This is a genomic window from Timonella sp. A28 (assembly GCF_051200815.1).
Classification (GTDB): domain Bacteria; phylum Actinomycetota; class Actinomycetes; order Actinomycetales; family Cellulomonadaceae; genus Timonella.
The window spans coordinates 2,233,477-2,248,657 of the sequence record NZ_CP195159.1 but is presented as its reverse complement, the minus strand read 5'-3'; the positions used below and the strand labels follow the sequence as shown (position 1 = coordinate 2,248,657).

Here is a 15,181-nt window from a genome sequence, read left to right as displayed (position 1 = left end):
AGTTCGGGTATCCGAACAATATAGTTCTTATACCCGCATTCGGCAATCGTCGAAAAATTTTTGCTTCACCCACATTTTTTGCGTAACACTTCACCAGAACAGCACTCTTTACAGGTGTACGCACCTTAAGCAGTCCACTACCACCCCCACATGCGGCAGTCGCCCCCACACTGCCGCACCACTAGCAGGCGCGGCAGTTGCCCCCACGCTGCCGCGCCACCCACTGCGAGTCGCAACATGCCTTTATCTCCGTATTACGCCCCCGCTCTTGCCCGTTATTCAATTACTGGGCAAGCCTTTGAAGCGTTGCCCAAAATTAGTAAATCTGTGCTGTGGTCCAGACACATTGAACGGCTCAACGCCAAAGAAATCGGTGTACTCCACAAACTCAAACCACATGAAGTTGCTTTCGAAACTGCACGCGCCCAAAACGAGTTCAGAAAAGCGTGGGTGCAGCTTCACGCGCATCACAACAGCACCTCACCTGAATGTGCGCACTATGCACACACGTTGGCCGCGGCCACACCCACTATCGAGGGAGACGAGCGCGCAAGGAATATTAGCGACCACCTCATTACATGCTTGCGTTGTGCCATACTCACCGAAGAACTCGACCACATTGAAGAGCACCTGAACATCATGCTGAAACCGCTCCTACACGCGCCTAACCCTGACTCACATGATAAATAGCGCATAAGGTTGAACGGGTATAACTACAGCAACATGACAAAGCACACGCACACAGCATGTTCCCCTATATCGTCCGTCGTGAAACAATCTGGTGGGCACCCCCTTGAGTTCGGAACGACAGAGAGCAATGACTGAGTCCATTTTTCAAACACGGCTCGCACAACTTCCCGATTCCGCTTTGATTAATAAGCTCCGTCAAGGCGACGAGTCCGCATACGCAATCTTGTGGGAACGCCACCATCAAGCAGGCATCCAGGCTGCGCGTGCTATTACTTCACGCCACGACCCAGAAGACCTCGTCCAAGAAGCATTTACGCGCATATATCAGGCCATCCTCAACGGCAAAGGCCCCACCGAAGGTTTTCGTTCATACCTGTATGCGACGATCCGTAGTGCCTCAATGGCGTGGTCAAACAATGCGATAACTGCCGTTGAGCTGACGCACGTTGAATCAGAGCTGATCACCGACACAGACCTTGCCTCGCTCACCGAAAACAATGCTTTTACGGCCCGCGCCTTCCGCGATCTTCCAGCGGATTGGCGCACCGTCTTGTGGTACACAGAAGTTGAAGGACTCACCCCAGCAGAAATTGCCCCGCTCATGGGTGTCAACGCTCGAGCGGTCTCAGCACTTGCGTTCCGCGCACGCGAAGGGCTCCGTGAAGCTTGGCTCCAAGCCCACATCTCCACCACACACACTGCGGAGGATGAAGAGTGCCAGTGGACTGAGAAAAACTTGGGCGCGTACACCAGGGACAACCTGTCTCATCGTCGCACTGAACGACTACAAAACCACCTGTCCGAGTGCAACAAGTGTGCCGTGTTATGCGCCGAACTGCATGATGTAAGTTCGTCGTTGCGGGGCATCCTCCTGCCACTTGTGTTGGGGGTTCCTGCTGCTTCTGTTGCCGGTTCAGGTTTATTTGTCGCACCAGCCGCGTCTACTGCGGCTGCCGCTGGAACGGCTGGCGCAGCTCATGGCACGCAGGTTTTTAGTGCAGCGAAAAAATGGGTGCAAAATAACCCTGCCACAAGTGTTGTTGTCGCGTCTGGTGTGCTTGTTGCTGTCGCGGTCGCGGTTGCTTCTGGTGTACTGACCTCGCCGCCGGAAACTGTCGCGGTGCAGGCTCCCCCTGCCGCACTATCGACGCCTTCAGCTGGTCCTTCTGCTCCTTCAACGCAGTCCACACAGTCAGCATCGACAGAGTCCAACACTGAACCACAAGAAACCCAACAACCATCTGAGGGAACGTTGTCAGAACAGACGACGCGCCCTACCCATGTAGGCAACCTGTCCACACCGACAACTGCGCCAATTGTCTCTACTCCTACAGTCAACCCTGACGAGAATGACAAATCTGATGAGCAGACCTCTACTCCAGATTCTTCAGATGACTCAACACCTAGTGCTGAACCGACGCCAACACCAACAACGAGCACTCCCGTAGAGACTCCCCGCCCAGATCCGTCCTCACCAGACCCAACGCCAGCACCAACCCCCTCGACTCCTGTGGTTACCCCTGTAACTATTGATACCGAATCGGTCAACGATGGCATCTTCATGCCGCGATTTATGGGGCGTGGCGAACCTGGCTCAACAATCGAGGTTATCGACGACGTAAAAATTCGTGGACGATCCGCTGCTGCCGCTAACGTTGCTGCTCCCGCTGTTGGTCAAACGACAGTGCCGGACGACGGGCTATGGACCGTTGATGTGAGTTCGGATGCCGCCACACAAGGCACACGACGTTACATGGTTCTACAGCGAAATGAAGACGGAGACATCACCTCTCGCGCTGCTATCACCACCACGTACACGTTTACGCCGGCTAGCACAAACATGTTCTCCATCGAGCATGTCTACTATGACGGTGCCAGATTCGATAATGGTGACACAATCGAATTCGATGATGACGAGAGGTACCCTACTGTCAATTTCACGTTGGTGTCTCAGCAACGAAACACAGTGAACTTCCGCCTAAACGGCGAAGTGCGTAAACACCATAACGTAGGTGAAAGTTCCGGGTTTCAGTGGACCATCGATACGGTACAAGAAATCAACACTATTGAGGCTCGGCAAGTCGACCTCACAAATAAACATCACCCTCGATACGGCCCATGGACAACACTCTTTACTTTTAAAGCGACAACTGAAAACGACTGAACTGCTTAATTTCAGATAACACACGAGGCGCTAACGTACGCGCATACGTTGCGGTAACGTGCTGGTCATCGCGATACACCATCACGTTACCGATAACAGCCGGGCACGTGTCGTCCGTGCAGAACCAGCCACGCGTATCAACGTACTCAACCCCATGCACTCCATCAGCGGCTTCTGCTTGATAGTCCATGACGAAGCTTTCGTCACGGTCGCGGTCGCACACTTGCGGTTCTTCAGGGCTCTGCGCAACACAGTCACGCGTACTATCCCCTTTCAACGCACGCGGGTTGTCCCCAAACACGTACACGTCTTTTCCATCATCAACGAGCTGCTTCCATATTTTCCTAAACCCTGTTTCTGGATCTGGTTTTTTGTCGCTCATATTCCACGAAACATCCGTGCGGTTTGATGTCACAACAATGTCAATGTTGTCGTCAGCAAGCACCTTCTTCAACGTGTCTTTGTTCGACTTATAGCACGGGCTGCCCTTTTCGAAATCGGATTGTCGTACCGCCAACGAAAACGGGCATGAAGCATGAAAATACGTTTCAATACGGAACTCATTATCTTTTGCTAGTTCCTGAAACGCAGGAAGATACTGCTCAATATGAGAGTCACCAATCAGTGCGACAGTTAACTCTGCGTCTTCGTCACCAAACAAACAGTGCGGGGTAAAGTCGTCGGCCACCTCAGATTTACATTCACCTTCAATGACACCATCTGGCAGGTCCGCCCGAACCTCTTGAGGTGCTGGCACCAATACTTCTTCTCGAATAGCAAAAGGCTCATACCTGTCCGCAGCCAGCGACTGGGCTCCAAGCCGTTCTGGCGGGTCCTGTTGCAGTTGCGCACGAGTATCCAGTTCTTGCTGGATTTGTCGCTCGCCATGCCAGTTTGGTACGGCAGCGGCGCTCACCATCACCGCTGTCAACGCTGCAGTGGCCGGATACAGCATGCGTGGCCGCCACTTTTTCAACGCACCATGTTGGGCAGGGAGTTCAATGAACTTGCGGGTTAAGTGCGCCAAGATTAGGGCACACATCACCACTAGCCACAACTGTGCAGCCTGCGGAATCCTTTCAAACATGAACGGGGCCATAATCAGCAACGGCCAATGCCACAAATACAGCGAATATGAGATGTCGCCCAACCATTGCACAGTTTTATGCTCAACAAGCATGCTTCTAACCCGAGCAAACCGTGTTGCTTGTGGGCAGTGCACCGTCGTAACAAAAATAAGTGCCGCCGTGCTTAACGTTGGCACAAGCGCTGCCGGTCCGGGGAAAGGCGTACCGGCATTATAGAAAAACGCAGAAGCGACCAAAGCTGTTGCGGCAATCGCAACAACACCATCGCGAATAAAAGCGTGGCGAGTAACAAAACTAAAAACCGTGCTATCACGACTGGTTCGGGAACGTGCCACAACAACATAGGCGAGCAGCGCCCCCACACACAATTCCCACATACGCGCTTGGGTAACAAAGTAGGCAGACTCGTCGGCGCGGGCAACCAAACGGGCCGACCACACAAACGACACGACCGTTAAAACAGCCAAAACCACTAACAGCATGCGCATTCCCACACGCACAGCACGCTCTTGATCGTCCTGCATGCGATCCGCCTTGCTGGTTATCCGCTGCTGCACCGTAGCATTGCTCCGCGCAGACACACGGAAAGCAACCCAAATAACTGCGATAAACAACAACGGCCACACAATATAAAACTGCTCTTCAACTGACAGTGACCAAAAATGTTGAAAAGGCGTAGCGTTCTGACCCTCAGCAAGATAATCTGTGGCTTCTTTTGCTAACAGCCAGTTCTCGAAATACAGCAGGGACGCCTTCGCATGCTGCGAAATACTCGCCCACCACGTATTTGGCATAACAACCCACGCCACCAACACAGTAGCGACGATGGTCGTTGTCGCAGCTGGGAGAATACGACGAATTCGTCGCGCATAAAACTGCGTCAGACTTAACGTGGCAGTGCGTTGATACTCCTTCAGCATGCCTAAGGTGATGAGATATCCGGAGATCACAAAGAAAATGTCAACGCCAACAAAACCACCAGGCACCAGTCCAGGCCACACATGATAGATAACAACAAGAGCTACCGCGAGAGCCCGAAGCGCCTGAATGCCCACTGAGAACGAAGGAAGATGCACTTCTGCCTGAAGCGTGCTGTTTTCCCCGTCAACTGTAGTATCAGCGCCCTGTGCCGCATTGTTTTTGGTGAAGGTCATCAGTCTGCGTCTACCCCTCTGTTATGTATTCGTTATCCTTCCGCACGGGTTTGAGGACGCAGGTCAGTTTGTTGGAGCATCTTACGGAAAGTTTGCAATCAGAATGTGAATGAGGGCAACACGCACTAACGAAGCATCGAGGGTTCCCCAGACGACGACACCACAGCGGCTGCCTCAATCACACCAGTCTCAGTAGTGCCAATCGTCAAAATGCCCTCGGCATACGTGACCGGACGTTCGCCCTGCAACACAGACAAAAATCTGTGCTCTTGTAAAACAGCCTGAGCAGGTCCGGTTTTGCGTGTACTACCTAAAGTTTCGACTTTGACAGTAGCGCCATCAAAAAAATATGCGCCAAAGAACGTATTCACACCCGTACTGCCACTGATTCGTCCAGTCGCATCAAATTCTAGGGTTGGCGCAAACTGCTCAAACACGGGTTCACCGTCAATTGCGGTCACAGTCCAATGGTGTGTGGTGAGATCGTTCATACGTCGAAACTAACATCACGCTTTCTGGTCCGCATCAGTACACACAACACTTACAAATGCTGCCCTAGACACAAAAACATATACAAAAAAGCCCCGCCAGATTACTCTGACGAGGCTTTCACTTGTGCGCTCGGAGGGATTCGAACCCCCAACCTTCTGATCCGTAGTCAGATGCTCTATCCGTTGAGCTACGAACGCCCGATCAAACATGCAAGCAGCGCTTGATCCTCGAATAGTCTACCTGCATTCCAAGGTAAACCGAAACTGAAACCCCTCGAACGCGAGCAACGCCACACTCGGCGCTCACCTTCGAGGGGTTTCACTATATTGCGTCAGCTACGGTGCGCTGAAAATCGCAAAAAGTTTACTTCTCGGATGACTTCTGCTCGATGAGCACCCACGCTTCACGGCCACCAATAGCGCCATCAAGGTATGTTTGCGCTAGCTTGTGTGCTTCAGCTTTTGAGTCTGCAACAGAGCAGTCAGCGAATTGTGCGGTGTTCTTGTCTTGTGGTGCAAAACCCCACATGACCTTGAGGCTTTCGTCTTCGCAGGTAGCAACGGCGCGGATAACGCCACCAACATACTTACCGGTTTCGCTACCGATGTTTCCTGCTTCAGCTTTGAACGCAAGCAGGTTGTCAGTGTCTGGACCAAGTTTCTTAGCTACCAAAGCGGCCTGGTACTTCTCCACGTTTGGCTCAAAGAGGACCTTGTCAAAACGACCCTGAAGTTCCTCTGCCATGTTCTGCGGCAACTCGCCTAGACGGTCGTATTCGATGGTTGTGCCATCTTCGAGAACATACTTGCGTGGGTCTGCAGCCGTTGGTGACGCTGAGTTGTCGGCTGCGTTTCCGTCATCAGTTGAGCATGCGCCCAAAAGTGCAAGGGAGACCAAGGCTAGCGTAGCTACACGCTTCATGAATTCACCTACGTTGTATCGGTGCGAATAAGACAGGGGTGCGCGAATGGCGCACGTGCGCACCGTGAACTGGATGGATTCGTGGCGCGCTTCAACCTCGGACCAAATCGTCCCATGAGTAGGTTGTATACCCAACTATATTCACGCAGGCCGTAATTGTGTAACCAAATATTTTGCACACAAGAGCATTTGTCTCATTTTTGGCTTTACGCTCCCATAAATCCAGATGGGGACAACTGCCACAAGCTTACGAAAAGGTTTAAAACAAAAAACCCGCTACTGAAAGTAGCGGGTTGCTTGTGCGCTCGGAGGGATTCGAACCCCCAACCTTCTGATCCGTAGTCAGATGCTCTATCCGTTGAGCCACGAACGCCCGGTCGAATGACCAGAAGAAACATTACCGGCTTTACCCAGCACACCCAAATCAAAAAGCAGTGATACGCGACACGTAACCTCAATCGGCCTCGCACATCAGCAAAAAAAATAGGTTTTGAACAGTAAAAATACCGGCTCACCTACGACACAAGTAGCAGACGACCCTCCCCACAAAGCACTACCCCACCAGCCCAAAACACAACCAACGCCCGACGCGAAACACCCCACCAACATCAGGGGAGGTGCAATGGCGTGACCGCATGCACTCATCCATGCGAGACACCGAACGCACCCTAAGGTCTACGAATCAGTTGATTCTGAAACCTTTCATATGTGCAGAGACGAAGACAACTCAAGCATCAAATCTTATCTCGCAAATGAGCGTTAAGTTGCACCCCTGCTAGCATTTACTCATGACTTCCCAAAATATTGTTTTTACTCACGAAGATTCTCATGCAGGATACAAAAATTTTATGTGGGCGATAATTTGGTACACGCTTTCTAGCGTGAATTTCGGAATTTGGTACGGAACTTTCTCTAGAACAGAATACAATTACTTAACCAACGAAGAGGTCTCTAACCCTGTTGTTTTTTGGCTAATAATTGCCGGATTGTTCTCACTCCTAGGCAGTATCTGCGTTGCTTACGGATTCTACAATGCTGGCAAACGAAAGAAGATTGATTTAGATATTCAAATTGCTCAAATAAATAAATTAGAAGAACTAATTAAAACACAAACGCTATAACACAACTCGTTGCAATCACGCGGGCACTAATCACCAGCGCCGGTATCATCTTCCCCAACGAACCCACACCGCCTCACCAGCGCACTCACCATCATCGCGTTCATGACCGTAACCGCGTTACTGCTGCTCGTCGCCGGTGGCATTGGCGCATTCCAGCATCGCGCGGCTCTCCCAAACGCCAGTGAAAACGCCGAAAGTTATGTGTCCTTGGCGTACATTGCTGGTGGACTCCTTTTCGTTCCATTAGCGACCATGAGCGGTGCAGCATCCCGACTTGTCGTCGCCCGATGAGACACCCGCCTAGCCACCTTGCGGCTCGTTGGAGCAACCAGCCCCCAAGTCACAGCTCTTGCCGTTTTAGACGCACTAACCCAATCCCTCGCTGGCGTGATGCTAGGCATCGCCGGCTATTTTGCGCTCATACCCGTTATCGGTCTCATACCGTTTGATGGGGCAGGTTTCACATTCGCTGAACTAGTAGTCAGCCCACTCATGCTGTGCGCGGTTGTTACCGGAGTCGTACTACTCGGCACACTGTCAGCTCTAATTGGATTACGCAAAGTAGTGGTATCCCCGCTGGGTGTGACCAAGAAGGAAACACAACCTGCGCTAAAAAGCGTGCGACTCGTCGCTGTTGCTATCGCTTTAGCGGGAATGTTTGCTGCACTGTATTCGCCGTTTGCCAGCATGGCAGCGATTGCCCTCATGTTGATTTTGGGGCTTGCCACGCTCAACATTGTTGGGCCGTTTGCGATGTCTCTTATCGGTAAAGTGTGGGCGGCACGCGCACGCACCTCGTCGACCCTTTTAGCGGCCCGACGAATAAGCGACGACCCCAAAACTGCGTGGCGTTCTGTTGGCGGGGTCGCTCTCGCAACATTCATTGCAGGGCTGGCCAGCGTGATGGCACTATTTGGCTCAGTAGACGACCCCGAACAGGTGACCTTCGCCAACGACGTGAGCACGGGTGGTTACTTAACCCTCGCTATTGCTGGCGTACTTGCCGCAACATCTACTGGGGTCACACAGGCCGGACGAGTCATTTCGCAACGCAACCACTATCGCGCACTGCATTTAACGGGCATGTCGATTCGTGAACTCAACCGTGCCCGACTGAGAGAAACAACTATCCCCTTATTTGCCGCAGTCGGTTTAGCAGTGAGTACGTGCGTGCTGTTTATGGTTCCTGTTTTAGGTGCAGGCACATTCCAAAACACAGAAATCCTGGCCCGATTCGCGATCTCCACTGCCTTCGCCGTTGGGCTCGTCTACGCTGGCGCAACAGCATCACACGGTTTAGCGAAATCAGCGGCACACATTTCATAAGCGCCGCTGCCCGTACACAACAAAAGCCTCAGAATCAGTTGATTCTGAGGCTTTAAACTGCGGAGACGGAGGGATTCGAACCCTCGAGGGGCTTGCGCCCCTAACACCTTAGCAGGGTGCCCGATTCGGCCACTCTCGCACGTCTCCTTGCCCGTAGGATTTTACGAGCGTGTTTAGGTTACCTGTTTTGCACTCGTAATAGCAAAACGGCTCCACCAGTCATGGACTGGTGGAGCCTGTTTCGCTTATTTCACGGTGTCAAACCAGTGGCGGTCTGTTAGTGATCGTGCGAACGTTAACCCGATCGCCACCGCAATAACCACGAATATTGCTTCCACACCGTAGGTGAGGGCTTGCAGTGTGTCGCCTGAGTTGAAGTAGTAGATCGTGCGATATCCGGCCGCCCCTGGGATCATAATGACCACGGCAGGCACAGACACTGTGATGCGTGGAATATTGAGTCGCGGGGCGAGCAAGTTGGTGAGGATACCCACGATGAGGCCAGCAAAGAATGCTGCACCTTGCGCAAAAATACCTTCGTCGATCATGACGAGTCGTGCCGTGTTTGCGACCATACCGATGAGTGCCGCAATCAGTGCGACGTTCCACGGCGAGTTAAAGATCATGGCGAACCCCCACACACCTAACGCGGACGCAAGGAGCCTGAACCCGAAGAGCGCTTCAGCTGATAACGGCAACGGTTCTGGCGGTACCGGGTTGAGCCCAAAAACAGCCGATACAGCCCACACGGAGAGCGCCGCGGAGATCATGATCATCAGGGCGTATGCGAGGCGTGAGAGGCCTGCTGAGAAGTCTAGGCGCGATAAGTCTAGGGCGGCCGTGATGAGTGGGAACCCTGGGACGAGGAACAGCACGGAGGAAATGTATCCGCTTTCGTGGATGGAATCGACCCATCCTGCTAGGTACATTCCGTTGGTGATACCTAAATACACGGTTGAGGCGACTGCTGCGGCGAGCATTGTTACGGCAAGCTGGTTGAGTCCGCGATGCAGCATGAGTCGTCGCGTGTATTGGCCGAGACCAGCGCCAAGGAACACGGCACCGATTTCGATGAGTCCACCATTGTTGAGGAACGCGAAGGCCGCACACGCTACGGCAGCGAAAAACGAGTTAGCGATGTCACGGTATAGGTGCGGTTTCGCTTCGATTTCGTCGAGAAATGCTTCTACTTCGTTGAGGCGAACAGCAAGGTCTTCGCCGCTGATTTCGCTGTCTGCGGGTGGTAAGTTGTCGCAGTAGTTTTGTATGTCGCGGATGCGGTCAGAGTTCACACCGATGGTCGCGGTTTGTGCAACCTCTGTGCGGTAAATAGAGCCACGGTGGCAGGTGGCGGTGATTTCGTTGATAGTGACTTGGGCGTGTATTGATGTCATGCCAAGTGCCGCGCCCACGGAGCGCATAGCGCTTTTGACACGGTAGCTGCCGCTTCCTGCGGTGAGGAGGACTCTACCTACTCGTACGACAAGCCGTGACGCTCTAATAAGTTCAACCGGTTCAAACTGCGATTCGCGCGTATACACTCCATCCACTGTTCAATCATGCCCCGTTTTGTTCTAGATTGTGGGGACAACAGTCCCCTTACCGGTGTTTTCTTTACCGTGTTGTTGCTTTGTTCATCACATTGGCGAGTATCGGGCCGCATATTCGAAAATGCGGCGGCTAGGAAGGTCGTTCCTAACCGCCACATCTTTATTGCGGCTGTGTGTTGCCCGCATACATACGGGGTTATCGAAGTTGTCCGATAACCCCATGATTCTTTAAACACCTTGAATCTCAACGAGGTTGGGGTGTTACGCCACTGCTCCTGTGCAGTAACTTGCGTTCCCACCCTACGTGGTACTGCGTTTTAGAAAAACTTAGAAACAGTGTGTGGTCTGCATGTACGTGCAGGCCGCAATCACCATACGTGTGTTTGTTTGGGTGTTTGTGAGACTTTGTACCCGCCTATTGGGTAGTCCAGCCGAGTAAGGCGCGATCTGTGCGAGGTAGTTGGGAGACGACGAGGTCGTACGAGTCTTCGATGAGGTCTAAAACGTGGTGGAGTTGTAGGCCGTCGTCTTCGGGCTGCCATCCGCTAGGCAGAGTGATGCTGTTCCAGTGGCGTTTGTTCATGTGATACCCGGGTGTGATGTGCGGGTATGTTGCGCGTAGCTGTTCCGCAAGTACTGGTTCGCATTTGAGGTTGATGCGTAATTCGTCTGGGCTAAACCACAGCAGGGCAAACATTTTTTCTGCCGAGGTGGATGTAGCACGTACTTTCATGACGGTTGTTTCTGCACCGAACGGATAGTCTTCAAATGTGCCATTGAACGTGAGGCAGTGATTGCGCAGAAACTCGTACAGTTCCATAAGTAGTGTTTTCGTTATCCGAGGTTGGGGTTTGTGCCGACGAAAGTGTCACTGATCCATGGGTACACCCACGTGAATAGTGCGTAGGCGACGAGCCCCAGCAAGATGAGCACCTCAATGAGTTTGAACCATGTTGGCCCTGGTAAGAGTTTCCAGATTAATCCGTACATTGTTACAGCACTCCTGGGTCTTTCAATACTTGTTCAGGCATTCCGTCTGCGCGGTCCATCCAGCCAACAAATTTGGCGTGGGTAATCCAGCGGTGGTCGTTGCCCCATTCTCCTGTGGTTAAGGAGTGGCATGTCGTTAGAGTAAGTAGGCGGTCTGTCGGTTTTTCACCCGGTTTGTTGGGCACAGGTGCAATAACTTCTACCGCGTCTGGGGTGACGATCTGATAGTCGGTGACTTCGTACACGTACCAGGTGTCTTTTGTTTCGACGATAACTTGGTCGCCTTTTTCAAGCAGGTTTATGTACCTGAATGAGTTTCCGTGGGTTCGGCGGTGACCTGCGAGAGAAAAGTTTCCGACTTCTCCGGGCAGGGCTGTATCTTCGTAGTGTCCTGCTGCGGCTTGGTCGAGTACCCAGTCTGAGGTGCCTGACCTGATAGGCATTGAGTTGTTTGTTTTTTCGTACCATTTAGGGACGATTAAAACACCCATTGTTTCGCCGGGAGCAACGGGCTCAACGGGGGGCGGCGGCTTGTCTTCGTCGGTGATGAGTTCTGCTGCTACACGCGGCGCGGGTGGTACTTCTTCGTAGAACTCTTGGACGTGTTGTTGCGCTACGGCAGCGGACTGGTTGGAGTCCCACCAAATATTCCACAGCAAGTAGCCTGCGATGAGTAGGCCAACTGTGATCATGAGTTCACCGATGACACCCAGCACTGATGACAGTACTGAAACATGGTTGTCTCTTCGGTGACGCACGTGAACCCCTAGTATTGCTGTACTTTGCTAACAAGCCCCGAAGCTTAATCTTACCGATGCAGGTGGCGAAGGGAAGTAACGGGCAGGAACTTCACGTCCTCGCCATGAAAGAACTGCAGTCATGCTTAACAAAAACCCTCTAAACAACCTTATGAGGAAGGCGTTGGGTAAGTACGGATCAACCATCATCGTGCCCGAGGAATCCAAGCGACAACTTGATGATGCGAGAGCTGTGGTGCACCAAGTCTTGGTGCACCACACTGTTTTAAGGTGAACAAATGAATTCGAAAAATGCGAAAATGCCGTCAGCTCCAATTAATCACCGCTTGCCGCAGGTGATCCAGTGGACTCGGCAACCCGAGTATGCTGCCGCTCGCCTTGAGGATTATCTCGCCTGGACTATCGTGCTACCTGAGATCCCTGCCGAAAGCCGTCCGGTTGAAGAACATCGGGCTGAGTTCGCCGACTCCGAGGTCAGCTACCTTGGCGGCCCATCACTGCTCGCATCGATCGAGGACTGGCCACGTAACGCTCACGGGAAGCCGTTAGCGCACGTGATGACGTTGTCGCTAGCCTCGATTGCACATGGCAGTGCGTCTGATGAGGTGTTCCACTCATTCCCAGGCGCAAAAGATTGGCTACCTAAAACAGGAACCCTGGAACTATTCCATGACCTAGAAACCTACGGCTGGGAACCAGACGAGAAAACAGTGCTGGGCTGGCAAATCCGCTACCGCGACGTGACCCAGGAAGGTTTGGAACTATGCTACGGGCCAGAGGATCTAGATCTTGATTTGCGAGAAGGTTATGGTCAGTTGTTCCTTCCCGAAAGCACGATCATGCTTCCCAGCTCATTAGACATCGCTGATACTGAGCCAGGTGCATTCGAAGCTGCCGAGGCAGCGATAGAACAGTATCTAAACATGTGGCAGGTTTACTCGATCGGGGAACCGAGCAACGACCCCAGCAGGTTTACTCACCTGTATGGACGGTCCTTGGCAGGAGAAAACGCTATCCGGCCAACCGTTGAAGAAGTCCTGACTCTAGAAAAGGAAAACGACAAGCACGTCCTATTGATGGAGTTAGCTACTAGTGGTGCTTTGACAGGCTGGTTTGGTGACATCCATCCTCTAGAGGTGTGGATGCGTGCCAGTGACCTCGAGAACCTTGCATTCGAGAACGCATGGTGCATTATCCGATCAGATTGTTAACACCTGCATCTCTTTAGCGATTAAATGAAAATTGCCGCCTTCTTGATCAGCATAAATGCTACTCAAGAAGGCGGCAATCACCATTTTGCGGAAGCGGCGGGATTTGAACCCGCGAGACTGTTGAGGTCTACCGGTTTTCAAGACCGGCGCATTCGGCCGCTCTGCCACACTTCCTTGCGCTATCGCGCTTGTCTATTGTGCCATGTAAGCCACCAGAATCGAAAATTAATAACTGTGACGTACAGCAAACAAACAAAACTTATGCGCGCGCGGCCACCTGTAGACGCTCCATAGCGTGCTGTACAAGCTGAATCAGTGTCTGCTTGGTGGCTGCACGTGAACGTGCATCCGTGTACAGCATTGGAACGTGTGCAGGAACCTGCAAAGCTTCACGAACATCTTCAAGGCGGTGCTTTGCGATTCCGTCGAAGCAGTTCACACCAACAACGAATGGAATGCCGCGTGACTCGAAGTAGTCGATCGCGGGGAAGCACTGCTCAAGACGCTCAGTGTCAACGAGCACAACTGCACCGATAGCTCCGCGTGACAGGTCGTCCCACATGAAGAGGAAGCGGTCCTGTCCTGGGGTACCGAACAGGTAGAGCCACAAAGAACCAGGCAACTCGATACGACCGAAGTCCATAGCCACAGTTGTGGTTGTCTTACGGTCGGTTACTCCACCAGCATCATCAACACCAACGGAGTGTTCTGTCATTGCCGCTTCAGTGTTGAGCGGCTCAATGTCAGAAATGGAGCCGATGAACGTCGTTTTACCGACGGCAAACCCACCAGCTACGACGATCTTGACGACGGTCGGCGCGACCACCGAGGCAGCGTTTTCGGCGCCGCCTTCAGAGGGCTGAAATACCATTGAGAACACTCTCCAACACACTCAGGGACATGGCGGGGTTTTGACCGTGACCTGTATGGACGTTTACTGGCGTTGAGGTGTGAACCTTTAGGTAGCCCTCATCTGCCAGGTCTGAAATCAAAATACGTACTACGCCGAGAGGCATGCGCAACAGCGCAGACACTTCAGCAATTGATACATAGTTATGGGCGGCGTGCTGCATAATTGCGCGCTTCTCTGGTGTGAGACCAGACGAACTAACAGCACCTGGGAGTACCTCAATCAGTGTCTCCAGCGGCAGGTTTGACGTGGCTGAACGCACACGCCCTCCCGTAACCGCGTAAGGCCGCACCGTCGAGACCTCGTAGTGACCACCGTCTTGGTGCCCTTCCGAATGACGAGTCATGTTGATCCTTTACCCCATAGAACTGCGTGTTGCCCCATCGACAGGCAACGAACCACGCATCTCTGAAATGAGTTGCGGTGTCAGCGTTGCCTCAGTGCGAGACACAAGCATAGCCATTTCGTATCCGATTAGGCCGACATCACAGTTCGAGTCTGCCACGGCGGCAAGTACGGATCCATTAGACACGTTCATAAGGAACAAGAATCCGTTATCCATCTCGACGATAGCTTGTCGTACGGCGCCACCGTTGAGCTGTCGTGAAGCTCCACGAGTCAGGCTAGACATACCTGAAACGATAGCCGCAAGTTGGTCGCCACTTGTGCGGTCAAGGTTGTCAGACATAGCCATGAGTAGGCCGTCTGCCGACACAACGAGGGTGTGCCGCGTTGCCGGAACCGTGCGCACAAAGTTGTCCAGCAGCCATCCAAAGTTCGTTGCTTCGGTGCTGAGCGTGCTCATG

General features: G+C 52.6%; 16 protein-coding genes and 4 tRNA genes. 6 read left to right on the top strand and 14 right to left on the bottom strand.

Going from position 1 to position 15,181, the window contains the following annotated elements; all coding sequences use genetic code 11:
- Positions 1 to 237 precede the first annotated feature (237 nt).
- Positions 238 to 690, top strand: coding sequence for a hypothetical protein (locus ACR9EC_RS10605; protein WP_435299198.1), 453 nt, complete (start codon positions 238 to 240; stop codon positions 688 to 690).
- A gap of 127 nt (positions 691 to 817) precedes the next feature.
- Positions 818 to 2,854 (top strand): sigma-70 family RNA polymerase sigma factor, encoded by a 2,037-nt coding sequence (locus ACR9EC_RS10600; RefSeq protein WP_435299197.1) that lies wholly within the window; start codon positions 818 to 820, stop codon positions 2,852 to 2,854.
- Here the strand turns inward: ACR9EC_RS10600 and ACR9EC_RS10595 are convergent.
- From ACR9EC_RS10595 to ACR9EC_RS10575, 5 genes are all read right to left on the bottom strand, one after another.
- Positions 2,829 to 5,096 carry an acyltransferase family protein gene (locus ACR9EC_RS10595; RefSeq protein WP_435299196.1) on the bottom strand — a complete coding sequence of 756 codons (2,268 nt, stop codon included), beginning with the start codon at positions 5,094 to 5,096 and terminating at the stop codon, positions 2,829 to 2,831. The genes ACR9EC_RS10600 and ACR9EC_RS10595 overlap by 26 nt on opposite strands.
- A 125-nt stretch (positions 5,097 to 5,221) precedes the next feature.
- Positions 5,222 to 5,587: an META domain-containing protein gene (locus ACR9EC_RS10590; protein ID WP_435299195.1), complete on the bottom strand. Its 366-nt coding sequence runs from the start codon at positions 5,585 to 5,587 to the stop codon at positions 5,222 to 5,224.
- A 125-nt stretch (positions 5,588 to 5,712) separates the two neighbouring features.
- A tRNA-Arg gene (locus ACR9EC_RS10585) sits at positions 5,713 to 5,785 on the bottom strand.
- A gap of 166 nt (positions 5,786 to 5,951) precedes the next feature.
- A complete protein-coding gene (locus tag ACR9EC_RS10580; RefSeq protein ID WP_435299194.1) occupies positions 5,952 to 6,509 on the bottom strand; it encodes a hypothetical protein in 558 nt (185 codons plus the stop codon).
- Positions 6,510 to 6,809: 300 nt separating this feature from the next.
- Positions 6,810 to 6,882, bottom strand: a tRNA-Arg gene (locus tag ACR9EC_RS10575).
- Positions 6,883 to 7,297: 415 nt separating this feature from the next.
- On the opposite strand from ACR9EC_RS10575, the gene ACR9EC_RS10570 reads away from it, so the two are divergent.
- From ACR9EC_RS10570 to ACR9EC_RS10560, 3 genes are all read left to right on the top strand, one after another.
- The gene (locus ACR9EC_RS10570; RefSeq protein WP_435299193.1) at positions 7,298 to 7,630 is read left to right on the top strand and encodes a hypothetical protein; all 333 of its coding nucleotides are present in this window, start codon (positions 7,298 to 7,300) and stop codon (positions 7,628 to 7,630) included.
- A gap of 102 nt (positions 7,631 to 7,732) precedes the next feature.
- Positions 7,733 to 7,921 (top strand): hypothetical protein, encoded by a 189-nt coding sequence (locus ACR9EC_RS10565; RefSeq protein WP_435299192.1) that lies wholly within the window; start codon positions 7,733 to 7,735, stop codon positions 7,919 to 7,921.
- Between the two features lie 18 nt (positions 7,922 to 7,939).
- Complete coding sequence (locus tag ACR9EC_RS10560; protein ID WP_435299191.1) at positions 7,940 to 8,956, top strand: FtsX-like permease family protein; 1,017 nt, start codon at positions 7,940 to 7,942, stop codon at positions 8,954 to 8,956.
- A 60-nt stretch (positions 8,957 to 9,016) separates the two neighbouring features.
- Here the strand turns inward: ACR9EC_RS10560 and ACR9EC_RS10555 are convergent.
- The 5 genes from ACR9EC_RS10555 to ACR9EC_RS10535 form a co-directional block, all read right to left on the bottom strand.
- A tRNA-Ser gene (locus ACR9EC_RS10555) sits at positions 9,017 to 9,103 on the bottom strand.
- 98 nt (positions 9,104 to 9,201) lie between these two features.
- Positions 9,202 to 10,497, bottom strand: a complete 1,296-nt coding sequence (locus ACR9EC_RS10550) for a threonine/serine ThrE exporter family protein (RefSeq protein ID WP_435299190.1) — start codon at positions 10,495 to 10,497, stop codon at positions 9,202 to 9,204.
- A gap of 424 nt (positions 10,498 to 10,921) precedes the next feature.
- Positions 10,922 to 11,326 carry an MmcQ/YjbR family DNA-binding protein gene (locus ACR9EC_RS10545; RefSeq protein ID WP_435299189.1) on the bottom strand — a complete coding sequence of 135 codons (405 nt, stop codon included), beginning with the start codon at positions 11,324 to 11,326 and terminating at the stop codon, positions 10,922 to 10,924.
- A 14-nt stretch (positions 11,327 to 11,340) separates the two neighbouring features.
- Positions 11,341 to 11,496 carry a hypothetical protein gene (locus tag ACR9EC_RS10540; RefSeq protein WP_435299188.1) on the bottom strand — a complete coding sequence of 52 codons (156 nt, stop codon included), beginning with the start codon at positions 11,494 to 11,496 and terminating at the stop codon, positions 11,341 to 11,343.
- A 2-nt stretch (positions 11,497 to 11,498) separates the two neighbouring features.
- Entirely contained in the window at positions 11,499 to 12,254 is a 756-nt protein-coding gene (locus tag ACR9EC_RS10535) for a class E sortase (protein WP_435299187.1), read from the bottom strand.
- 278 nt (positions 12,255 to 12,532) lie between these two features.
- Between ACR9EC_RS10535 and ACR9EC_RS10530 the strand changes: the two genes are divergently transcribed.
- On the top strand, positions 12,533 to 13,465 hold the full coding sequence (locus tag ACR9EC_RS10530) for a DUF1963 domain-containing protein (protein WP_435299186.1): 933 nt from the start codon (positions 12,533 to 12,535) through the stop codon (positions 13,463 to 13,465).
- Between the two features lie 88 nt (positions 13,466 to 13,553).
- On the opposite strand, the gene ACR9EC_RS10525 is transcribed toward ACR9EC_RS10530, so the two are convergent.
- The 4 genes from ACR9EC_RS10525 to ACR9EC_RS10510 form a co-directional block, all read right to left on the bottom strand.
- Positions 13,554 to 13,639, bottom strand: a tRNA-Ser gene (locus tag ACR9EC_RS10525).
- A gap of 85 nt (positions 13,640 to 13,724) precedes the next feature.
- The gene (locus ACR9EC_RS10520; protein WP_435299185.1) at positions 13,725 to 14,336 is read right to left on the bottom strand and encodes a GTP-binding protein; all 612 of its coding nucleotides are present in this window, start codon (positions 14,334 to 14,336) and stop codon (positions 13,725 to 13,727) included.
- Complete coding sequence (locus tag ACR9EC_RS10515) at positions 14,317 to 14,721, bottom strand: DUF742 domain-containing protein (RefSeq protein ID WP_435299184.1); 405 nt, start codon at positions 14,719 to 14,721, stop codon at positions 14,317 to 14,319. Before ACR9EC_RS10515 ends, ACR9EC_RS10520 begins: the two co-directional genes overlap by 20 nt.
- 9 nt (positions 14,722 to 14,730) lie before the next feature.
- Positions 14,731 to 15,180, bottom strand: coding sequence for a roadblock/LC7 domain-containing protein (locus tag ACR9EC_RS10510; protein ID WP_435299183.1), 450 nt, complete (start codon positions 15,178 to 15,180; stop codon positions 14,731 to 14,733).
- Position 15,181 lies beyond the last annotated feature (1 nt).